This is a genomic window from Winogradskyella pelagia (assembly GCF_017581965.1).
Classification (GTDB): Bacteria; Bacteroidota; Bacteroidia; order Flavobacteriales; family Flavobacteriaceae; genus Winogradskyella; species Winogradskyella pelagia.
In genome coordinates this window covers 141,549-165,478 of the sequence record NZ_JAGEVF010000004.1, presented here as the reverse complement: position 1 = coordinate 165,478, position 23,930 = coordinate 141,549, and the positions used below count along the sequence as shown (strand labels likewise).

17 protein-coding genes are annotated in these 23,930 nt (G+C 37.1%); 5 read left to right on the top strand and 12 right to left on the bottom strand.

Annotated elements, in window-relative coordinates; translation table 11 throughout:
• Positions 1-110 precede the first annotated feature (110 nt).
• The 4 genes from J4050_RS06770 to uvrA are packed head-to-tail and all read right to left on the bottom strand — an operon-like array spanning position 111 to position 7,802.
• Positions 111-2,951: a gluzincin family metallopeptidase gene (locus J4050_RS06770; protein WP_208153604.1), complete on the bottom strand. Its 2,841-nt coding sequence runs from the start codon at positions 2,949-2,951 to the stop codon at positions 111-113.
• The gene (locus tag J4050_RS06765) at positions 2,951-4,222 is read right to left on the bottom strand and encodes a T9SS type A sorting domain-containing protein (RefSeq protein WP_208153602.1); all 1,272 of its coding nucleotides are present in this window, start codon (positions 4,220-4,222) and stop codon (positions 2,951-2,953) included. Before J4050_RS06765 ends, J4050_RS06770 begins: the two co-directional genes overlap by 1 nt.
• Before the next feature lie 20 nt (positions 4,223-4,242).
• Complete coding sequence (locus tag J4050_RS06760; RefSeq protein ID WP_208153600.1) at positions 4,243-4,929, bottom strand: LOG family protein; 687 nt, start codon at positions 4,927-4,929, stop codon at positions 4,243-4,245.
• 44 nt (positions 4,930-4,973) lie between these two features.
• Entirely contained in the window at positions 4,974-7,802 is a 2,829-nt protein-coding gene (gene uvrA, locus J4050_RS06755) for an excinuclease ABC subunit UvrA (protein ID WP_208153598.1), read from the bottom strand.
• Positions 7,803-7,948: 146 nt separating this feature from the next.
• Here uvrA and J4050_RS06750 point away from each other — a divergent pair, with 146 nt between their 5' ends.
• On the top strand, positions 7,949-8,473 hold the full coding sequence (locus J4050_RS06750) for a DUF8685 domain-containing protein (protein ID WP_208153596.1): 525 nt from the start codon (positions 7,949-7,951) through the stop codon (positions 8,471-8,473).
• An 87-nt stretch (positions 8,474-8,560) separates the two neighbouring features.
• Here the strand turns inward: J4050_RS06750 and J4050_RS06745 are convergent, their stop codons facing one another.
• From J4050_RS06745 to J4050_RS06720, 6 genes are all read right to left on the bottom strand, one after another.
• Entirely contained in the window at positions 8,561-9,292 is a 732-nt protein-coding gene (locus J4050_RS06745; RefSeq protein ID WP_208153593.1) for a hypothetical protein, read from the bottom strand.
• A 32-nt stretch (positions 9,293-9,324) separates the two neighbouring features.
• A complete protein-coding gene (locus J4050_RS06740) occupies positions 9,325-10,230 on the bottom strand; it encodes an ATP-grasp domain-containing protein (protein ID WP_208153591.1) in 906 nt (301 codons plus the stop codon).
• Positions 10,227-10,910 (bottom strand): DNA alkylation repair protein, encoded by a 684-nt coding sequence (locus tag J4050_RS06735; protein ID WP_208153589.1) that lies wholly within the window; start codon positions 10,908-10,910, stop codon positions 10,227-10,229. The genes J4050_RS06740 and J4050_RS06735 overlap by 4 nt, the downstream gene beginning before the upstream one ends.
• 29 nt (positions 10,911-10,939) lie before the next feature.
• Positions 10,940-14,188 carry a S41 family peptidase gene (locus tag J4050_RS06730; protein WP_208153587.1) on the bottom strand — a complete coding sequence of 1,083 codons (3,249 nt, stop codon included), beginning with the start codon at positions 14,186-14,188 and terminating at the stop codon, positions 10,940-10,942.
• A 97-nt stretch (positions 14,189-14,285) separates the two neighbouring features.
• The gene (gene ggt / locus J4050_RS06725) at positions 14,286-15,986 is read right to left on the bottom strand and encodes a gamma-glutamyltransferase (RefSeq protein WP_208153585.1); all 1,701 of its coding nucleotides are present in this window, start codon (positions 15,984-15,986) and stop codon (positions 14,286-14,288) included.
• Complete coding sequence (locus J4050_RS06720; RefSeq protein ID WP_208153583.1) at positions 15,983-16,588, bottom strand: acyl carrier protein phosphodiesterase; 606 nt, start codon at positions 16,586-16,588, stop codon at positions 15,983-15,985. Before J4050_RS06720 ends, ggt begins: the two co-directional genes overlap by 4 nt.
• Before the next feature lie 68 nt (positions 16,589-16,656).
• Between J4050_RS06720 and glmM the strand changes: the two genes are divergently transcribed.
• Positions 16,657-18,045, top strand: coding sequence for a phosphoglucosamine mutase (gene glmM / locus J4050_RS06715; protein WP_208153581.1), 1,389 nt, complete (start codon positions 16,657-16,659; stop codon positions 18,043-18,045).
• A gap of 33 nt (positions 18,046-18,078) precedes the next feature.
• Entirely contained in the window at positions 18,079-19,581 is a 1,503-nt protein-coding gene (locus J4050_RS06710; protein WP_208153578.1) for an aminotransferase class V-fold PLP-dependent enzyme, read from the top strand.
• On the opposite strand, the gene J4050_RS06705 is transcribed toward J4050_RS06710, so the two are convergent.
• Entirely contained in the window at positions 19,578-20,471 is an 894-nt protein-coding gene (locus tag J4050_RS06705) for a lysophospholipid acyltransferase family protein (RefSeq protein WP_208153576.1), read from the bottom strand. The two genes, J4050_RS06710 and J4050_RS06705, sit on opposite strands and share 4 nt — an antisense overlap.
• Before the next feature lie 55 nt (positions 20,472-20,526).
• Between J4050_RS06705 and J4050_RS06700 the strand changes: the two genes are divergently transcribed.
• Positions 20,527-21,180 (top strand): rhomboid family intramembrane serine protease, encoded by a 654-nt coding sequence (locus J4050_RS06700; RefSeq protein WP_208153574.1) that lies wholly within the window; start codon positions 20,527-20,529, stop codon positions 21,178-21,180.
• Between the two features lie 30 nt (positions 21,181-21,210).
• On the opposite strand, the gene J4050_RS06695 is transcribed toward J4050_RS06700, so the two are convergent.
• Positions 21,211-22,371 (bottom strand): TlpA disulfide reductase family protein, encoded by a 1,161-nt coding sequence (locus J4050_RS06695; protein WP_208153572.1) that lies wholly within the window; start codon positions 22,369-22,371, stop codon positions 21,211-21,213.
• 156 nt (positions 22,372-22,527) lie between these two features.
• Here J4050_RS06695 and mnmE point away from each other — a divergent pair, with 156 nt between their 5' ends.
• The gene (gene mnmE, locus J4050_RS06690) at positions 22,528-23,916 is read left to right on the top strand and encodes a tRNA uridine-5-carboxymethylaminomethyl(34) synthesis GTPase MnmE (RefSeq protein WP_208153896.1); all 1,389 of its coding nucleotides are present in this window, start codon (positions 22,528-22,530) and stop codon (positions 23,914-23,916) included.
• The last annotated feature ends 14 nt before the right edge of the window (positions 23,917-23,930 follow it).

Sequence of the window (23,930 nt, the reverse complement as noted above, 5' to 3'; positions counted from 1 at the left end):
ATACACAATAGCTAAAACTGTTATAAAAATGAATAATTCTTATAAAAAGAGGGTATTTAAAGATAAATATTTAAAAAACCTTTAAATATTAACATTTAAGTAAGAATATGTTAATACCATCTACGTCTAAATAATCCCAGTAGAACTTGTGGGTCAACAGTAAACATAAAACGAATTCTTTGGTCGTAATTGGGTTGCGCAATTTCCCATCCACGATTTGAATAGAGTGGAAAATAGATTTCAAAATAGTCCTCAACGAGATTCAGGCGAATACCTGAATCGTAAACAAAATTAGCCGAATCGAATCTATTTTTTACAAATCCAACATCTCCGTAGGCTTGGATATAGCGCCAAATGGAAGTACTAAAATTTGCCGTAGCCATCCATTGGTTAGCAAATGGCGTGTCTAATTGCGACTTAAACCCACCTTCGGCAATTATGATTTGTTGACTGAAAAGCCCTGAGGCTTCAGAGCGCCCCAAATAATTTAGGTCAAATAAATAATCCGTTGGTCGGTCTAGTGCAAAGCTGAAATAATCGGAAGTCGGGTCGCTATTATTTTCTAAAAATACACCTGCAAAGAGCCGCAAGTTAACGTTGCGGTTGCTCTTAGTCAATTTTCTAAATTCGTAATTTACTGAAAGCTTGCTGAATTTATCTGCGATTTGAAAATCGGTAGCAAAGCGAGAAAAGTTTATAATTCCTGGATTAGATCTAACGTATCTTAGGTTAAAAACACCATAGTCGGGCTCATCAATCTCTACAATAGCATCTGGGCCAAGTTCTCTTTCGATACTCACATATCTAGCGATTATCCGGTCAGTTCTATCCTTTCTAAAATCCTTATCATCTCTAAATGTAAATGAGATAGAAGGTCGTATTCTTGTAAAAAAGGCATCCTGAGCAAAAGATTGGTATCCAGCTGAAATACCATAGGTAATATCAAAAAGATTTTGGTTCTCTAGATTATGTGTATAAAATACAGAAGCAGAGCCAGTCAATGATTTTGAGCGTGTGGCATATTGCGGCGAAAATCTATAATTAAGGCGTTTTCTCAGAATGGTTTTATTATAAATCTTAGAACCAAGGGTGAAGCCGTCATAGATGTTATTAAATTCTATGAGAGGCATTAAAAAAACTTGATTGTAATCTGGGTCCTCAATGTCCTTAAACAACCTAAATTGAAAAGGCTTATTGTTTAAAAAGGCACCTTTTTTGCTTCTGTAGTTATCACGTTGATTAAACTCAGGAATTATGTTGTAATAGTCTAAAATAAACATGTCAGAACTATCCTGAGGAATCACTACAGTCTTCGTACTGTCAATATTTTCTACCCACATTTTACCTATAACACTATCATTTTTTAGCTTAAATAATGATATAGGCATGGTATTCTTACGCTTGTTTTTAATTGTGAGCTTTATGGAGTCACCTTTTGTGTCTAGAGCTTTTATTTTAAAATCTATTTTTTTGCGCGAATTTATGTAGTCCGTAAAAAACCAATCTACATTTTTATCAGTTTTCGAATTTATAAATGCTTCAAAATCTTTTGTGGAAACCGGTTGAAGTTTATAGGCTGAAAGAAAAGCTGTCAGCTGTTCAGACAGTTCTATATCCTCGGCAAAATCATCTAAATAGTTAAGGCCTAAGCCTGCCTTATATTTTCCCGCAATGTTGGCATTAAACTTTATTAAGGAGTCTTTAGAAGTAGTTAACGGCTGGTCTCTATTTTTTCTCGCCATTTCCATGAAGTACAAAAAGTACTGAAAATTGAAATCTAAATCTGCTGCATGAAAAGCACGTAATCCCCAGACATTGGCCAAAGAGCCAAATAATTTCATGTCGGGATAGTACATGTTAACGTATTTCATTAAATAATAAATCTGTAAACCATCGGAAAGCCAATACTCTTTTCTAGGGTTAAGAAGTAAGGTATTATCTATATACTTTTTTAGTGCCGTTTTAAGCAATTTTAATTCATACTGAAAGTTATCTGGAAAAGGCCTCAAGAAATCAGGTAGTTGGTTAAGGCCATACAACGGATTTTTATTGTAATCAATGTTGGTAACTAGTAGACGTTTATGAGGATATGAGCCAAAGTTATCAGTTAGAAATCGTGTTATACGGTCGGTTAACAGCGCTTTTTCATCAACAGGAAGACCTTTTTCGCTAATATTGGAGACTAAAATAAAATCATCTGTTTGGACAAAACTGAACCGTGGAAATTTATTCAAAGACAAAAAAGTTTCGATTCTATTTCTGCCATAATGAACGGTGGTCTGTCTTTTATTCTCGTAATCTGGTATAATATTGACGTAATCTAAGGCCGTGGTTACGCTATAATTCATCGGATGGTTTATGCGTAAACTTATATCTGCTTTGGGTATGAATAAATCATCAAGATTTTTATTGCTATAATAATGCCATTTACCATCGTAAACTGCAGGTGTAATATACCAGTACTTTAGGTCAAAATCTTTATTTTTTGTAACGCCATAATCCGTAAAAGTAGCATCTGGTACCAATAAACTGTAGCTTAGCCTTATTTCATAAGATTCTCCAGGAAGTAAAGGTGAATTAAGCCAAACCTTTATAACGTCAGGGTGTTGTTCTGGGCGTTCGTAATTGAGTTCACGAGTTTTATTATCTTGTAATTGGGTAATAGCTGTAAAACCACGTTGATCATTCTTGGCCAAATGAAATTTGGTGCTAAATTCCTCTTCAAAGCGTTTGGCTAATGGTGTGGATTTTGTCGAATAGCTATTATTCCAGTCGTTAAGATAAACTTGTTCTAGTGTATCGGATGTGGTGTTGTTATAAACAATCTTTTGGGTAATTTTAATGGTTTTGGTATCAACATCTACATAGGCATCTATATCTAAAAGGTTTTGCCCTTGTAAAACAAAGGAACATAACACAAAAGCACATACTATGTAAAAATTTCTATTCACTATTTCACAAAGAATTTAACCGGTACTATAGCCGATTTTTCAATAAGCGCAAAATACATACCACTTTCTAAATGGGCAACATCAATAGTTTTTTGGTTTTCGGTGTTAAATTCAACATCCATAACGCGCTGACCAAGTCCATTATAGATGACTATATTACGGTTAGAAAGTTTAAAATCTGTATTGAGAAGAGTCAGTTTATTGTCAACTAAGGTTTCTCTTAAAAATGCCACTTGGTTTAATGTTCGGTCGTCAATACCTAATAAAGTTGCATCAGTCTCTAGTTCTACTGTAACAGGTAAATGATCACTAAAATTATGCAGTGCGTCACGAATTTCAAAAGAAAACTGAGAGCTTGGGATTGCGCATGCCGAGGAATTGATTGCGCTATTATAACAAGCCGATAAACCATTATTACCGTATACTTGGTAAGAATCTGCCACGTAGGTTACATCAGCTGAGGCTAGCATATTTTCTGAAGTTAAAATAAAATCAAAGCGGTCATCAAACCCTCCTGCTGTGCCACCTAGTCCAAATTGGGTCCTTGTAGATTGTGTAAAGACATCTACGAAGTTAGGGTTGTTAGACCAACTGCCCACACGATTAGAAGGGTCTGCAAAAGTAATGTAGTTAGTAACGTCTAATAGCTCCTGAAAAGCTGGTTCTGATGCAGTATAGAGATTAAGATCTCCTCCCAACAGTACCATGGCATCTTGTGGAAGCGTGTTGAGGTAATTATCTAGCTCTACTACCATATTAAACCGTCGTAACTGATTTTCCGTACCATTAGATGCTTTTAAGTGGCAAACAACGGCATAGAATTCAATAGGGTTAGTGTCTTGATTAACGGTATTGAGCTTTAATTTGTAGACATTAAAATCTCTTAAATCCGTAGGTACAATAATCTCTTCTTCTAAAATAAATTTAGAACTATCGTAATACAATAAATTCTGTAAATCATTCTGATTACTCCCTAAATCATCCGAAGTGTTAGATACGTAGGTGGCCATTTCATAATTACTATTAATACTAGTTCTAGCAATATCCAATACGGCATTGGCACCTGTAATGTTATTGAGCTCGCAGACCATAAATACATCGGGTTGGTAGTCAGAAAGCACGAAAGCAAGATCAGTTTCTCGGTTGGGGACGGCATCTTCTAGAGGATAGTTCAGCAAATTGTAAAACATCACCTTAAAGGTTTCCTGTGCAGAGACCTGTAATATGGCCAATAGACCAACTAGAAAGCATCCTATTAATTTCTTTTTCATAGCGTTTAATAAAGGATAACTTAAAAATTAGGACTCAATCTGTAGTCTTTGTAGAAAGCGTTTAATATTTCAATTACATCATCTGCGGTATCTACCACATGGAATAGGTCTAAGTCTTTTGGACTAATATTACCAGCCTGCAATAACGTATTTTTTATCCAATCCACTAAACCACTCCAAAAGTCTGTACCTACTAAAATTATAGGGAATTTTTCAATTTTATGGGTCTGTATCAATGTCATGGCTTCAAAAAGTTCATCTAAAGTGCCAAAACCACCAGGCATAACAACAAAACCTTGGGAGTATTTTACAAACATTACCTTTCTTACAAAGAAGTAGTCAAAATCTAAACTTTTATCGCTGTCTATATAGGGGTTATCGTGCTGCTCAAAGGGTAGGTCTATATTTAGACCAACCGAAGTACCACCAGCAATATGGGCACCTTTATTTCCGGCTTCCATTATACCTGGGCCGCCTCCTGTAATAATGCCATAACCGTGTTCTACAATGCGCTGGGCCACCTCGTCAGCTAATTGGTAATACTTGTGGTCAGGTTTGGTACGTGCTGAGCCAAAAATAGAGACACAAGGCCCTATTTTACTCAGTTTTTCGTAACCGCCCACAAACTCTCCCATAATTTTAAATATGGCCCAAGAGTCATTGGTTTTAATTTCGTTCCAACCTTTGTGTTTATGTTCTTTCCTCATAATCCTATGGTTATGTAGATTTTATTTAACCCTGCAATATATATTTAATTCAGTTCCTTCTTTAAAAATTTAGCTGTGTAGCTCTTTTTATCCTTTATAATTTGCTCTGGAGTGCCGGTGGCTACAACTTCACCACCTCCCTTACCACCTTCATAACCAATATCAATGATATAATCTACGGTTTTTATAACGTCTAGATTATGCTCAATAATTAACACGGTATTCCCTTTATCGGCCAGCTTATTCAGGACTTTCATCAGTACGTTTATATCTTCAAAATGTAAGCCGGTTGTGGGTTCGTCAAGGATGTAGAATGTATTTCCTGTATCGCGTTTACTCAATTCTGTAGCCAGTTTAATCCGTTGCGCTTCACCACCAGATAATGTTGTGCTCTGCTGACCTAAGGTGATATAGCCTAAGCCAACATCTGCAATCGTTTTAACTTTCCTATAGATTTTTGGTATATGTTCAAAAAAACTAACAGCTTCCTCGATGGTCATATTCAAGACATCACTAATGGATTTACCTTTATAACGTATTTCTAAGGTTTCTCTATTAAAGCGCTTGCCCTGGCAGGTTTCGCATTCTACATATACATCAGGTAAAAAGTTCATCTCAATAACACGGACGCCACCGCCTTGGCACGTTTCACAACGTCCTCCTTTTACATTAAAGCTAAAACGCCCAGGTTTATAACCTCTTATCATAGCCTCTGGGATTTTAGAAAACAAACTACGGATTTCACTAAATACTCCTGTATAGGTTGCTGGATTACTGCGAGGTGTCCGACCTATAGGTGACTGGTTAATATCAATCACCTTATCGATATGTTTTAGGCCCTTAATACTTTTATAAGGCATTGGTTTTTTAACGGCGTTAAAAAAATGTGCATTTAAAATAGGGTAGAGTGTTTCGTTAATCAATGTAGATTTTCCACTTCCAGAAACACCAGTAACACCAATCATTTGACCTAATGGAAAAGAAACATCTACATGCTTAAGGTTGTTGCCCGAACAGCCTCTGAGGACTAATGTTTTACCGTTGCCCTTGCGCCTTTTCTTTGGGATTTGTATAGCCTTTTCACCACTGAGATAATCCGCTGTAATGGTATGGTGGCTTAAAATTTCTTTTGGTGTGCCTTCGCTGATTATTTCACCGCCATGTTTACCAGCGTAAGGACCAATATCAATAACGTGGTCTGCACGTTCTATCATATCCTTATCATGCTCTACTACAATCACGGAATTTCCAACATCGCGCAAGGATTCTAGAGAATTGATAAGCTTTTCATTATCGCGTTGGTGCAGGCCTATACTAGGTTCGTCCAAAATATAAAGCACACCAACTAATTGAGAGCCAATCTGAGTAGCTAAGCGAATACGTTGGGCTTCACCACCAGATAAAGATTTAGAACTTCGGTTTAAAGAGAGGTAGGTAAGACCTACATCTAACAAAAACTGAACCCTGCTTCGGATTTCTTTTAAAATTTCGTCAGCGATTTGGATTTGCATATCGGATAAGCGTGTATGCAGGTCTTTAAGCCAATCCGCAAGTTCTACAATATCCATCTTTACAAGGTCTGCAATACTCTTACCATCAACCTTAAAATATAGAGACTCTTTGCGCAAGCGAGACCCTTCACAGACATCACACTGTACTTTATCCATATATTCCTTGGCCCAACGCACTAAGGACGTGGAGTTGGATTTATACTGGTTTTCAATGAAATTAGCAACCCCTTCAAAATCGATTTTATATTCACGTGTTACACCAAGCAATTTACTTTCTACTTTAAACTTGTCTTTACCGCCATACAAGATCATGTCTCTAGCGTCTTTGGGAATATCCTTCCAAGGGGTGCTCAGGGTAAAATCAAAACGTTGGGCAATGGTATCGAATTGTTTAAAAATCCAGCTTTTCTTTTCTGGGCCGTGAGGAGCTAGTGCACCAGCTTTAATAGACAAGGTATCATCAGGCACCAGTTTCTTTTCGTTAACCACATATAACTCGCCAATGCCATTACAGTTAGGGCAAGCTCCTTTTGGAGAATTAAAGGAAAAATTATTAGGCTCTGGGTTAGGGTAGGAGATACCCGAGGAAGGACACATTAAATTCCTACTAAAAAAACGCGGTGTATTGGTATCGTGGTCTATTACCATTAGTACATCTTCCCCGTGATACATAGCCGTGTTAATAGACTCCATTAAACGTTTTTCGTTCGACTTGGAACCGTCAATTTTTAAGCGGTCAATTACAATTTCTATATCATGGGTTTTGTAGCGGTCTAACTTCATGCCTTTTTCAATATCTACAATAACGCCATCGGTACGCACCTTTACAAAGCCTTGTTTTGCAATTTGGTCAAATAGTTCTCGGTAATGTCCTTTTCTAGAGCGTACTACAGGTGATAAAATATTAATGCCCTTGCCATTATAAGCCTCTAGAATCAATTGCTTAATCTGTTTATCACTATAGCTTACCATTTTTTCGCCAGTTTCATAACTATAGGCATCGGCAGCTCTAGCAAATAAAAGCCGTAAAAAATCATAGATTTCTGTAATGGTGCCCACTGTAGAACGTGGTGATTTACTGGTAGTCTTTTGTTCTATGGCAATAACAGGAGAGAGACCATCTATTTTATCGACATCAGGACGCTCTAAACTCCCTAAAAACTGTCTGGCATAAGCCGAAAAGGTTTCGATATAACGACGCTGCCCTTCAGCATAAATCGTATCAAAGGCCAATGACGATTTTCCACTACCTGAAAGTCCCGTAATAACCACAAGTTTCTCTCGAGGTATTGAAATATCAATATTTTTAAGGTTATGTACACGTGCACCTTTTACCTCAATGGCATCGTTATATGTTGTCATAGCAATCTAACATCATTAATAAAACTAAGCGTATTTGTAAGCAGAATTCGTTTAAAATTAGCCAAGTTGTAAAGGTACAATTTTAGATGTTAAATTGGTGTGAAGGTTTAATCTAGAATTGCTATAATTGTAAATAAATTTACATTATGAAATTACTAGGTATAGGCTCACGTATCAACCATAAAGATTATGGTAAAGGTGTAGTAACTAATGTTACTTCAAAGCATTATTGGGTGACTTTTATAGACCGTGGTTTGGAAACCATTGATATAGATACGGGATTTGAAGTCATAGAGGCCTCAGAAGATGATGTAGATACCGTAAGTTTTTATGAGGTAGAAAGAAGTTTAAGGGACATCCTTAAAAAATGGTCCGATGTATCCGAAGTGATTACTATTGCCGATAAATGGAAGGGTGGAAAACTCATTTTAGAACCAGGAGATACCAATTTACAAGGGAAAGAGTTGCCTATAGATACCTTTTTCCATAAAATCACCATGGTGCGTGACCGCTTGCGGGTTATGGAACAAAAAATAAATTCGAGTAAAAATTTAGACGAACAAGAAAAGATAGACTTGCAGCAATACATTACACGAAGCTATGGCAGTCTTACCAGTTTTAATGTACTTTTTAAATTAAAGAGCCAACAGTTTGTAGGGCAGAAAAGTTAATAGGGTAGACTCTATTACTAGAAACGAAAAAGCCAAAACAATCTCAATGACGCACGGTTTCAAAAATGGATTGAAGTTGCAGGTAACCTAAAGATTAAGCCCTTTAACACCACTCATTTCAATACCAAAAAATAGAAGTTTATGAAAAGTAGGGAGCTGTGTGCCACTTTCCGTTATAATCCAGTCTTCCCATGTGGCTTCCACACCACCTATGGGTAAAATGGACACCCACATTTGAAAGCTCTTTGGGCGGCCATGGTCATTCAAATGCCATAAATAGGAGTCGCCTGGTGTTGAGCCTCCACTAGTATAGGTAACAAGAAGTGCGTCTTTACCTGCTTCGGTTTTAACAAGACGACGTTCTGTACCTTTATCAAACACCTTATAAGGTGCTACCAACCAAAACGAATCATTATTAAAATAATCGGTTGCCTTTTTAATATACAAGTCTTTTTCAATCCCGTCGTAGTTTTGCCCAGCGACAAATACCTTGGAGTTAGTGCTATCCTCTAAGTCTAACACAACGGTTAGCTGGTCCCAAGACACCTCACATTCTTTAGTGGACTTATACCACTTGTAACTATGCATACCTTTAAAGGTCCACTCGATATAATCTGTATTGAGATAAGCCGACTCATCTAGAGCAGTTAACATGGTTTGGGCCAAAGCATCAGCTTTTGCACCAGTCTCACCTTGAGGAAGGTCTTCATTGTATTTGAGATATACAAAGCCGAAAAATAACAGTGAGGGCAGGGTAAAAAAGATAATAATACCGACAATGACTTTTAGAAGGCGTTTGGTTTTAGATGGTTTTGACACAATGATGTATTAATAAAAATTAAACCTGGAATTTATACCCCTAAGGTAACAAGTTTTTTATGGATGGCCTTCGCTAGTACCTTTGCCGCTTGTGGATGCAGTCTAAACCATAATTCGGGTTCAATAAGCTCAAGTTCAGAAATGGCGAGTTCATTGTTGTTATCTATAAATATATCAACACGAGCGTATATTGGTAACTCTGGACAAGCCTTAACAGCCTTCTGAGCAAATTGTATTTCTGCTTCTGTGGGTTGATATTGGTAGACCGTTCCTCCAAAATCATCCTGGACTCTAAAGTCTCCAGCTTTGGCTTTTTTTAGAACTGCATGCGTAAACTCACCATCAAACAGCATCAGGGACATTTCACCTTGTTTTACGATATGGTGTTGAAAAGTTTGTAACATCATAGCCTCTTTAGAAATCAAATCCTTAAAAAGGATTTCGTATTCGTCTAAGTTGGTTGAATCCAATTTATAGGTATGACGGCCTGCACCAGAAACACATGGTTTCAAAACAGTTTTTGTCCAACCCGAGCGACTGTGTAACTCTTTTAGACTAGCTTTAGAACGAGGCTCAATAAATTCGGTTTCGGGAATATTGATTCCTTTATTTTTTAAATGCTGTAAATAATGTTTGTCCAGATTCCAGCGAATTAAGGCCTCACTATTTATGAGGTATGTTTGTGTTGCAACTGTATTCAACCAATTGGAGAATGCATCAAAGCGGTCAAAATAATCCCAAGTTGTCCTGAAAATAATGCAACGTGTTTGCGACCAATCAAAAGTAATATCGTCCCAAGCCTTGCGTTCTGTTTTTAACCCTTCATCCTTAAGAGCTTTTACGACCAATTTATCCTCATAATAGACATTATGCTTATAGGGGTCGTCTGAATCATTCAGGTATCTGTTATCGGTTAATACAATGCAATCGTAAATCATGGTATGAGTCGTATGGCCTCCCTTTGGCTTAAAGGCTTTAAATTATTATGTTTTAAAAAATTGAGAACGGCTTCTGGCTGTATTTTAGAATACTCCCTTAAAGCCCAACCAATAGCTTTTTGGATGAAAAATTCGTTAGATTTTCCATGTGCTTTACAAAGCTTGAATAAAATTGCATTATCAGTTTGAGACTTATAAGCAAGCTGAAATAAAATAGCGGCTCTATTTAACCAAAAATTTGAGCTATTTGAATATTTATTGATAACAGCAGTTCGTTGGTTTTGGTGTTCCATTAAAAACTGACCAAGAATGTGCTTTGCAATAAAATCTACAGTATCCCAGTGGGAGTGTGTTAGAATGAGATAGGTTATATCATCTATGTCTGATTCTTGGTAGTGTTTTTTCTTAAAACGCGCATAAAGTTCCATAGCGCAATAATGATATTCACGTTCATGTTTTCGGTACAAGGATTTTGCTAGTTGAGCCGGTTGGTTTTCTACCTCATTTTTATGAGCGTTTATAGCCTTCCTCAGAATAGATTTTCTAAGGACAGATTTTATGCCAAGGAACGGAAACTTGTATTTCATGTACTTGGACATAGGTTCCGCATTATTTGGACTTCGGTGAGTTTCTAGTTGTTTAGAAAGGGTTTCAATAAAGGACATAGTAAAAAGACCCACCCTCAATTGCTTAAGGGTAGGTCATACAATTAGTTATCATTTTTATAGCCTTCAGGTCTTTTCCATCGAATAGGAGGTGCCGGTTCTGGTTTCATTTCAAATTCATTAGACTTTAGCATATTCATAGCTTCTTTAACGGCACGTTCTAACTGAGGGTCGTTGCCTTTGGAGGTTTCTTTTGGGTGCTGAATAACTTCTATATCTGGTGCAACTCCGTCGCCTTCAACGGCCCATTTGCCGTCAACATCAAAGAAGCCTCCTCGTGGTGCTACCATACGTCCGCCGTCTATAAATCGAGGTGTGTCCCAAGTACCTACAAGTCCGCCCCAAGTGCGTGTACCTACTAAGGGTCCAATGTTTTTCATTTTAAACATATAGGGTAATAAGTCGCCACCAGAACCTGCGCGTTCGTTAATTAACATCACTTTTGGTCCCCAAATACCTGCCATAGGTGTTGTCCATGGACGATTATCATTGGCTTTACTATTAAAATACCCAAAGAGTTCCCTAGACATAATATCAATCATGTAGTCTGCAGCAGACCCTCCACCGTTGTTGCGCTCATCGATGATGGCACCTTTCTTGTCTTGTTGCGAAAAATAGTAACGGTTAAAGGATGTAAAACCACCATTACCAGTATTAGGTACATAAATGTAAGCGAGTTTACCATTGGACATTTTATCCACTTTACGACGGTTATTCTCAATCCAATCAATTGACCTTAAACCGCGTTCATTAGAAATAGGCTTTACCAAAACTTCTCTGGCATCTGACATTGAGGGTTTGGAGTTCACTGTAATCATTATTTCGCGACCAGCCGTTTGCTCTAAAAGTTGATAAGGATTAGTATCTGAACTGAGCATCTCACCGTTTATAGCAAGAAGATAATCGCCTTCATTTACATCAATTCCTGGTTGTGCTAGTGGTGCTTCAATATTTGGATTCCACCGTTCTCCGTTATAGATTTTAGATATTCTGTATTTCCCATTGTTAATTTCAAAATCACAACCTAAAAGGCCAACAGGCACATAATCTACGTCTGGGAGATCACCACCACTTACGTAAGAGTGCCCAATGGCAACCTCACCGCTCATAATATCCACAACATAATTGAGGTCTGTTCTATGCCGCACGTGCTCAATCCATGGTGAGTACCATTCGTATATCTCATCCCAAGGAGCACCGTGTACATTGTCTACATATAAGAAATCGCGCATGTAACGCCAACCTTCTTTAAAGATTTGATGTGCTTCTTCCTTTGGGTCTAATTTAATTTTAAGATTAATTTTTAAATTGTCTTTCCCGGGTTTTGGTGCAGCACCTGTAGATGTTAACACCCAATTGCCATTTTGTCTCAACAAAATAGATTTTCTATCTTCAGAGGCTACCATTTCAGATACGCCTTTTGCAAAGTCGGTGGCTTTTTCTTTTTCAACATCATAGGAATGTACCTTGAGTCCACTTTCATTTGCTACGGATTCTGCGATAAAAACCTTGTGTTCAGGACCTTTAAGTAGCGTTACATAATTTCTCGCCGGAAGTTGGAGAGCCACGGCACGATCATATATTCCTGTTTCATCTATAGTGACTACAACTTCATTACTATCTTTTTTATCATCCTTTTTTTCATCTGCATCTTCCTTTTGTTCAGCTTCTAAATCATTTTTGGGAAGGTTAGGTGCTTTGTCTTTTGAATTTAGGACTATGGCGTATAAGCTTCTGGTAATATTCGAGCCAGGATCATACGAGCTCATGTCCAGCCAACCAGACTGAAGTCCGTAATTGGTGCTTGCTAAGGTGTAAAGATACTTTCCTGAAGCATCCCAAACAGGTGTTATAGCATCAGCAATTGGATCGGTAATTTGAATCGTCTTTTTACTACTTATATTATAGCCGTAGATTGCTTTAAAGTGACTTGCTTGTTGTTTGGAATAAGCAATCCACTGGCTGTCTGGAGACCAAACCGGATTCATAGCTCGGTTAGGATGTGCATATCTGTCTGTATCAACAATAGACGTCTTTTTTGTTTCTAAATTTACTATCCAAATGTTATAGTGGGTGTCTGTATAGGCGATATGCTTTCCATCTGGTGACCAATCTGGCTGAAAATAAAATGTAGCATCAGGAAGCGAAATAGCCTCAACATTTGAACCATTTTGGTCCGCTAACATTAACTGATATTCGCCACTCTTATCAGAAAACCAAGCCACTTTATCTCCCTTAGGTGACCAAATAGGAGCGCGGTCTGCCACTCCAGGTGAGTTGGTAAGATTCATCCAAGTGCCATTCTCTTTTGGAACTGTAAATATTTCGCCTCTATATTCAAAAATGGCACGTTTCCCTGTTGGAGAAACATTAGGATTAGATAGGCTACGCCCTGAGACATTATCCCATTTTGTGCGGTAAAAGTTGAGGTCTGCCTTAACTTCTATATTTAATTGTCTAGAACTGTTACTTAATGCATCATAGATGTGTAAATATCCACCTTGCTCATAAATGAGTTTATCTGCACTAGCATCTAAGCTTTTGACATCGAATTTTTTGTGAAATGTGATTTGTTTTTCTTCTTTGGTCTTAGGATTAAAGGACCATATATTCATGGTATAATCCCGTTCTGACATAAAATATACGATACCATTTAACCATACTGGATCTAAATGGCGTTCTTGCGTAGGTTGTGATGTTCTTATTAATTCTTTTGTTTTTAAATTGACTACCCAAATTGGCATAGCCTGACCACCACGATAGTTACGCCACTCAGCATCCCATCCTGTTATGGGTGTATAGGCTAGATGTTTACCATCGTTAGACATTTCACCATAAGCTGCACGAGGGATGTCTACAGCTTCAGGCATTCCACCATTCATGGCAACGGTGAAAAACTTGCTCGTCATAGTCGGTTGACTCTCCCGATTAGAGCGAAAAAGTACTTTGCCATCTGGTGTCCATCCTTGCACAAAATCTCCTGCAGGATGATATGTAAGTCGTTTGGGCTCGCCACCTTCGGAAGGGATTACGAAGACATCAATATTACCATCGTATTGCGCTGTAAATGCTATATGTTTTCCGTCGTTAGAGAAATGTGGGCTAGATTCGTAACCATCATCACTGGTTAATCTAACTGCTGTACCACCGTTTACGGAAGCTCTCCATAAATCGTTGGCATAAACAAAAACTACTGTGTCCTCATGAAGTGTTGGTTGTCTTAGCAGTTGAGTGCCTTGGGCAAAACTGTAATTAATAGTAAGAAATAAAAATAAGGATAAGACTCGCGTCATAATTGATTGGATTTAGAAGTGCATTAAGTGAAGGTATTTTGGGAACTATAAATATACAATAACGTCCGTGCTCAAAGTTTAAAAAGTTGTTAAAAACTCAGAAACCTACAGCTGTATCGTCTCCGCGTTTATCTGCACCACCTTCTAGACTTCCATCTCCACGAATGAGTATCGCATCTACTTTTCCTATAATAGGAGTGCGTTTAAAATTTAACGTGTATTCCTTGGTTTTAAGTTGTTTTATGATTTCCTCCGAAAATCCAATAGGTTCCATGCGTATTTCATCTGGCAACCATTGGTGGTGAAATCTGGGTGCATTAACCGCTTCTTGCATAGTTAGTTCGAATTCATGCACATTTAAAATGGTTTGTAAAACCGATGTGATAATGGTAGAGCCACCCGGTGTGCCTAAGACCATGTAAAGAATTCCATTTTTCTCAATGATAGTGGGTGTCATAGAGCTAAGCATCCGTTTTTCTGGTGCGATACTATTGGCTTCAGCGCCAATTAAGCCATAATAGTTTGGTTCTCCAGGCTTACTGCTAAAATCATCCATCTCGTTATTTAAGAAAAAACCGAGCTCATCTGCATAGAGTTTAGAACCATAAGCTCCATTAAGTGTGGTGGTCATTGCGATAGCGTTTCCAAATGGATCTACTATAGAGAAGTGGGTAGTTTCATCGCTTTCATAGCCTTTAATATAACCATGAGAAATAGCATCTACTGGTGTGGCTTTTTCGAAATTGAAGTCAGCCATTCGCTTATTTAAATAGGTTTTGCTTGTTAGGTTTTTTGACGGAATGTCTACAAAATCTGGATCGCCTAAATAAAAGCTTCTGTCGGCATAGGCTCGTTTTTCTGCTTCAACTAAAACTTGAATGGTTTTTAATGAATTGTGCCCAAATTCTTTTAAATCAAAAGGCGCTATCATGCCCATGATTTGTTGAAGAACAATACCGCCAGAAGATGGTGGTGACATGGATGTTATTTTTAAATCATCATATGTGAAAGTTATCGGGTCTCGCCATTTGGCTTCGTATCTATTGAGGTCTTCAAGAGTTATTATAGCACCGTGTGATTGGAGGAACTCAATTAATTGCTCTGCAGTCTGTCCTTTGTAAAATTCATCTCGTCCATTTTTTATAAGACGTTCCATGGTTTTCGCTAATGCCAAATTTTTTATGGTATCGTCTACAGATTTATTATTAAGTAAAATACCTTTTTTATTGACAGCTTTGAAAATGCTATCGTATTTACCAAAAGCTTGCCCCTGTAACTCAGTAACACGGTAACCCTTTTTAGCTAAATTAATAACAGGTCTGAGAATGGTTTCTATGTCGAGATTGCCAAATCGTTTTTGAGCTTTAAATATACCAGCTATGGTACCCGGGACTCCTATAGCTAAACTGCCCTCAGTGCTTTTCCCTTTAATTATATTATCATTAGCATCTAGGTACATATGTTTAGTAGCCGCTAGAGGTGCTTTCTCCCTAAAGTCTAAAGCGCCTTTTGTACCATCAGCAAGACGATAAACGATAAAACCACCACCTCCTAAATTGCCTGCATAAGGATACGATACGGCCAAAGCCATAGAAGTGGCCATCATGGCATCAAAGGCATTACCGCCTTTTTTCATAATCTCAACTCCAATCGAAGACGCTTCTTTTCTGGCACTAACGACCATGGCCTTAGCGCTAATTACACCAGTTTGGGGCTTAACTATTCTGTTAGTAGTTTCAGGATTTTTACATCCCAAAAAAAATAGGATAACAAAAAGAAGAATATAGGGTTTGGTCATCTAATATTAAATTGGTTTTCGAGTATAAGTCGTTTTTCTAGAGTGGCAGTTTGTAATTCGTTGAAAAATATAAAAAAATCAGCTTCAAATTCTGAATAATATAACTTCAGTTCCTTTGTGGATTCATTCATTTTGGATTTGTATTTTGTTCTCCTATTCATGCCGTTTAGTACGGATTGAATTCCTTCTAAAGAGGCATACCCAAGTAACCAATTGTCTTCTATCATATATGGTGACAAGTGTTGAAATTTTGCTGGAAGAATATTCATATGCTTATCTAGCATCGCATAAAAGTTGCCTACGAACAAGCGTAGCTCTATGTCGCTGTACTTTGACCAGTTTTTAGCTAAAAAGTGATCATAAAAGATATCTACGATAACGCCGCTATAGTGTCCATATGGTTTATGCAGTCGCTTTGTACTCTGCCTAAAAACAGGATGTGCGTCAGTGTAAGTATCAATAAAACGATGCAGCAAAATACCAGCTTGCATTTCCTCTGGGTAGTCTAGGTATTTTCTTCCTCTAACACCATCAGCAACAAAGTTGCCAAGAGTGAGTAATTCATTATTGCCAGAAAGATAAATATGGGCCAAGAAGTTCATTGGTCGAATTTACAAATTCATAATAACAAAAAAGATGGAGTTGGTTATATTTGCGGAAAATAGATGGAATGACTCTAATAAAATCAATATCAGGAATACGCGGAACTATAGGAGGAAAAGTTGAAGAGAATCTTACACCCATAGATGCGGTTAAATTTGCTTCGGCTTATGGTACGTGGTTAAAGCAACAGCGCCATAAGGACAATTATAGAGTTGTTGTTGGGCGAGATGCGAGAATTTCTGGAGATATGATACAGAATCTCGTTATGAATACTTTGGTAGGTCTTGGTATCCATGTTATTGATTTGGGTTTATCCACTACACCTACTGTAGAAGTGGCCGTTCCTATGGAGCACGCTGATGGCGGAATTATTTTAACGGCAAGTCATAATCCTAAGCAATGGAATGCTTTAAAATTACTCAACGCTAAGGGTGAGTTTTTAAATGGAGCAGAAGGCCAAAAAATCTTGGAGATTGCAGAATCTAATGATATGGTTTTTACCGATGTAGATTCTTTAGGAAAAATTACCATTAACGATGCCTATATTGATTTGCATATTGATGAAGTTTTAGACTTGCCACTGGTAAATAAAAAAGCTATTGAATCTGCAAAACTGAAAGTGGTTGTAGATGGTGTTAATTCAACTGGTGGTATAGCAATTCCAGAATTGCTTGAGCGTTTAGGCGTTTATGTCGTTAAGCTTTATTGTGAGCCTAACGGACATTTTCCGCACAATCCAGAACCTTTAAAAGAGCACCTTACAGATTTATCAGAAGAAGTTAAAAAAGAACATGCCGATTTAGGTATTGTTGTAGATCCAGATGTTGATCGTTTGGCGTTCATGGACGAAAATGGTGATATGTTTGGTGAGGAATATACCCTTGTAGCTTGTGCTGATTATGTTCTTGGTCAAACACCCGGAAATACAGTAAGCAACATGAGTTCGACAAGAGCCCTAAGAGATGTAACTGAAAAACATGGCGGTACTTATAATGCTAGTGCTGTAGGAGAAGTTAATGTTGTGGAACTAATGAAAAAGACCAACGCTGTTATTGGAGGAGAAGGAAATGGAGGTATTATATATCCAGAATTACATTATGGACGAGATGCTTTGGTTGGAGTGGCCCTTTTCTTAAGTCTTTTAGCAGACAAAAATCTTAGTGTTAGCCAGCTTAAGGCAACATATCCCTTGTATTTTATGAGTAAGAAGAAAATAGAACTTACGCCGGCCTTAGATGTTGATAGTATTTTAAAAACCATATCGGAGACTTATGCCAATGAAAACGTAAATACTATTGATGGTGTTAAAATTGATTTTGCTGATAGTTGGGTTCATTTAAGAAAAAGTAATACTGAGCCTATCATAAGAATTTATACCGAGGCACCTTCTCAAAATTCAGCAGATGAATTGGCTGCCCGGTTTATTTCTGAATTAAAACAGATAGCTGGTATTTAGTATCTTTGTTGATATTGATAAAATAAATTGTTCATGTCTGAAACTGCAACCCAACATCTAACGGAATTAGAACAGTATTTTAATACGTTTAGGCAACATATTATTGGGCAGAACCAAACTTTTGTATCGCCTTTTGGAGAACAAAAGATTATTTACACAGACTGGACAGCTTCAGGGCGTTTATATAGACCTATAGAAGACAAGCTACTGCACGATTTTGGACCTTTTGTAGCAAATACGCATACCGAAACTACCGTGTCTGGCACAGCAATGACCAAGGCTTATCATAAAGCAAAGCAAATCATTAAAGCCCATGTGAATAGCAATGATGATGATGTGCTTATTGTATCTGGTAATGGCATGACAGGCGTAGTTAATAAGTTTCAGCGCATTTTAGGTCTTAAAATCCCAGAAAATTTAAAGGACTTAACAACCATACCAGACGAGATGCGGCCTGTTGTTTTCGTATCTCATATGGAACACCACTCTAATCATACATCTTGGTTAGAAACTATGGCAAAGGTTGAGGTTATTCCACCAGGGAAGGACGGACTGTTTAGTCTAGATAATCTTGAAACATTGCTTGAGCAGTATAAGGACTGTACTATAAAAATCGCCTCAGTTATTGCAGGATCTAACGTTACAGGTATTCAGAATCCATATCATGATATTGCTCGATTAATGCACAAACATGATGGTGTTTGTTTTGTGGATTTTGCTTGTTCGGCGCCGTATGTAGATATTAATATGCACCCAGAATATGAGGAGGAACGCTTGGATGCAATATTCTTTTCACCTCATAAATTTTTAGGAGGACCTGGGTCGTCAGGAGTTTTGGTTTTTAGTAAAAAGCTATATAAAAACATGGTACCTGATTGTCCTGGAGGTGGCACGGTTAGTTGGACTAATCCTTGGGGAGAACATAAGTATATAGATAATATTGAAGATCGTGAAGATGGAGGTACACCAGGTTTTCTTCAAACCATAAAAACAGCTTTGGCCATTAAGCTAAAAGAACAAATGGGAGTTGACCAGATTTTAAAGCGCGAACACGAACTATTACATATCATTTTTGAGAGATTAACACCTTATGAGAATATACATATTCTAGCGGGTCAGCATAAGGATAGATTAGGGGTTATTTCGTTTTATATTGATCATTTACATTATAATCTTGGTGTAAAATTACTCAATGATAGATTCGGTATTCAAACACGTGGTGGTTGTAGTTGTGCTGGTACTTATGGTCATTATTTGTTACATGTAGACTACCAAACATCTCATGAGCTCACCAATGAGATAACAATTGGAGACTTGGTACGTAAGCCAGGATGGATCAGACTATCTATTCATCCTACAACTACCAATTCTGAAATAGAATTTGTGTGTGATAGCATTATTAGACTTGCTACTCATCATAACGAATGGGCTAAGGAATATGATTATTCAAAATCCAATAATGAATTTGTTCACAAATCACAATCAGGAAAAGAGGACCAATCTACGGTATCAATTGAGTCTTGGTTTGAAATTTAATCCTGAAATTCTTTAGGGACTTTATCTCTGTGTTTCCAGCGTTTATGTGTCCAGAGATAAAATTGCGGGTTTTCTAAAATTTGTTCTTCTACTAGTTTGAAAAAAATATCGGTTATTTCAAAGTCTTTAAATGTCCTTGGATGCTCTGTTATAGTTTTAAAAGTAGTTTCATAGTAACCCCGTTTTAAACGTCTTACACCAAAAAACACTACGGCCATGTCTAGTTTTTTGGCTAAGGTTTCGGCGCCAGTATACATAGGAACTTTGATACCCATAAAAGAACTCCAGTGTAAGGCTTTATCGGCCTTTGGTGATTGGTCCGAAACAAAACCGTTAATAGTCAGTTCACCTTTCTTTTTACTATTACTAAGCACCTTAAAGGTTTCTTTAGTTGTAATTAAATAGGTATTATGCCGAGCACGTATACGCCTAACTAAGCGATCAAAGTACTTATTTGCTAAACGCTTATAAACCGCATAACCTTTATGATTTACATATTTCTGTAAAATAAAAATCCACTCCCAGCTACCATAATGAGCGCACATAAGAACAATACTTCTGTTTTTATTTTCGAGCTCATTAAGCACTTCAACATTAGAAAATGTAAATCGTTTTCTAAGTTCTTTTTCAGAAATCGTCATTGATTTTATGGCTTCTAAAATCATATCGCAGAGGTGTCTGTAAAACTGCGAAGTAATTGTATTGATTTCGGTCTCGGATTTACCAGGGAAAATCAAATTCAAATTTGCTCTAACCGTAGTTTTACGGTATCCAAAAATGTGATAAATGAAAAAGTACAATATGTCAGACAACCCATAAAGCAACCTAAAGGGAAGAATTGAAATTAACCAAATGAATGGGTAAATTATAACATAGGTAATCAGTTGCATGGTGCTGTATTAAAACTGTAGGCAAATATATTATATTTGAAGCAATAGAAAATATATGTACAATTTAGATTTGGTTACCGGAATAATTATCGCAGCTAATGTTGCAATGTCTTTAAAAGGTTTTGATAACAGGACATTTTTTGAGCGCTATAAATTTAACGTGGGCCAAATTAGAAGGGGAGATCAAATCCGTATGTTTAGTTCTGGATTTTTGCATGTAGATATAACACACCTACTATTTAACATGCTTACGCTTTATTTTTTTGCACACACCGTTATTTTACAATTAGGGACTTTAAATTTTATAATTATTTATGCGGCTAGTCTAGTTTTTGGAAACTTATTAGCCTTGTATTTTCATAAAGATGAATATTGGTATAGTGCTGTTGGAGCTAGCGGAGCGGTAACAGGTATACTTTATGCAGCTATTTTGTTATATCCTGAAATGAAATTATACATGTTCTTTGTGCCAATTCCTATCCCAGGTTATGTTTTTGGAGTAGGGTATCTTTTATATTCAATTTATGGTATGAAAAATCGATTGGGTAACATTGGACATGATGCACACTTTGGTGGTGCTGTTGGAGGTTATGTGATTACACTAATTTTGTTACCAAGTCTATTTAAAACAGATTCAGGGCATGTTGCTCTATTGGCCGTACCGATTCTAATTTTATTTGTTTTATATAAAACGGGTAAGCTTCATTAAAAAAGCCTGCTTCTGCAGGCTTATTGTTTTTTAAAGTTCTAACAGTTCCCTTATTTTCATATCTAAAGCCGGCCCTCTCAGATTTTTTGCGACGATATTACCTTCGCTATCTAATATATACGTTGCTGGAATCGCCTGTATATTATAAGTTTTAGCAATCGGGTCACTAAAGTATTTTAAATTAGACACTTGGTGCCAAGTAAGCTTGTCTTCTTCTATGGCATCTAACCAAGCTTGTTTCGGGTCTTTTTGTCTAGACTGGCCATCTAAGGAAACGCCTATAATTTCTAAACCTTTATCATGGTACTCATTATAAATTCTCACCACATTTGGATTTTCCTTTCTGCAAGGACCACACCAAGCCGCCCAGAAATCAACAACAGTGACTTTACCTTTTTTAATAACTTCACTAAGAGATATAGTTTTTCCCTCAGGATTTGGACCACTAAATTCTGGGGCTTTCATACCAATCTGTAATTTTTTATTGGCTTCATAATCTAATTTCATTTTCATCATAGCAGCATTAAGCCGAATGCCTTTAGAAGATGTTTTAAGAGACTCATCAAAAGCATTAAAAATATCAATCATTCTCTGGTCATCTCTTTCGCGCAGTTGAGTCTGCATTTCATAAATTTCAAGAGAAACGAAGTCGTTGGGATGATTTTCCATAAACTCATATGGGAATTCCTTAGCGCTTTCTGTCAGTTTTTCAAGTTTTTCCAATTCTGTTTTAATGACTAAGCTGTCCTTACCATACAAGGCCTTATTATATTCCTTGCCCTGTGCCATTAATTCTTTTTGGTTTTCCCTGTACTTTTCTGCAAACGCCATGTAATTATCATGGGACTCAGATCCAGTTACGATTGTATTTTGAAGATTCGTTTTATCTATGGTCATTTGCATTTCGCCGTTCTCTAACATCACTGGGTATCTGCCAGGTACACTGTTCATTGTAAGGTATACGACTTTAGGATATTTTAAGGCCCCTTCAAACGTAAAACTCTCATTCATAACCATAGCTGTGTCGATTGGAGTTAAACGACCTCGCTGGTCTACATTATTTAGATAAATTCGTATTCCATTGTACACCTCTTTAGCTGTACCCTCTACTACGTAGGCATCTTTAATGGTCTTGGTTTCGCACCCAAAAAACATGGAAATAGCTGCAATTAGTACAAACGTTCTTTTCATTTTTGTCACATTTATCATTAATAAGTTAAACATAAGGACAAATATACGGTCTTAGTTGTATTTTTCAGAGTAAAAATATTCCAAGCTTTATTTCTATTGAAAGTCAATATTCAAACTCTGAAATTACCCTATTTTTGCAATAACCAAGTATAGATGATGATGCACACAGATACTATTATTGCTTTAGCTACACCTTCAGGTAGTGGTGCTATTGCTGTTATAAGGTTGTCTGGTCCTTCGGCCATAGATTTAGTTTCCAAGAATTTTAAATCGGTTAGTGGAAAAGATTTGAAAAAACAATCCACTCATACCATTCATTTAGGTCATGTAACAGATGGGCCGAGAACTTTAGATGAGGTTTTGGTCTCTATATTTAAAAATCCCAAGTCTTACACTGGAGAGGACGTTGTGGAAATTTCTTGTCATGGATCCACCTATATTCAACAAGAAATTATTCAGTTATTTCTGCGTCAAGGTTGCCGTATGGCTACTGCTGGTGAATTTACTCTGAGAGCATTTCTTAATGGGAAGCTGGATTTAAGCCAAGCTGAAGCAGTTGCGGATTTGATATCTAGTGATAATGAAGCGGCACATCAAATCGCCATTCAGCAGATGCGTGGCGGTTTTTCTTCAGAAATATCTAGGCTTAGAGAAGAACTTATGAATTTTGCCTCTCTTATAGAATTAGAGCTGGATTTTGCCGAAGAGGATGTAGAGTTTGCAGATAGAACTCAGTTTAAAGAATTAATTGAACGCATCAGCTTTGTATTAAAGCGTCTTATAGATTCTTTTGCCGTTGGTAATGTGATTAAAAACGGTATTCCAGTTGCCATTGTTGGTGAACCCAATGTTGGTAAGTCTACTTTATTAAATGCATTATTAAATGAGGACAGGGCAATTGTCTCTGAAATTGCCGGAACCACAAGAGATACCATAGAAGACGAAATCTCAATCGGTGGTATAGGGTTTCGCTTTATAGATACAGCAGGTATAAGAGAAACTAAGGATGTGGTGGAATCCATAGGTATAAAGAAGACGTTTGAAAAAATTGAGCAGTCACAAGTCACGATATACTTATTTGATGCTCAAAAGAACATCAAGAATCTTGAAGATGTTAGAGTTGAAATAGAGAAAATACGAAACAAATACCCTCAGAAACCACTTCTAGTCATCGCAAATAAAATAGACGTATTGGACGATACCCAACTAGCCGAAATCAATACAACAATTGCAGATGTTCTCCTATTATCTGCTAAAACAGGCTTTGGGGTTGAGCAATTAACCAACGCTCTGCTCAATCTAATCAATACAGGAGCCTTAAGAAACAATGACACCATTGTTACCAATACGCGTCATTATGATGCTTTGCTAAAAGCTTTTGAAGAAATTCAAAAAGTAAAAGAAGGATTAGAAACAGGCTTGTCTGGTGATTTAATGGCCATTGATATTCGCCAAGCGTTATACCATTTTGGTGAGATTACTGGTGAAATCACCAACGACGACTTATTAGGAAATATATTTGCTAATTTCTGTATCGGAAAGTAAGGTATCCTAATCTA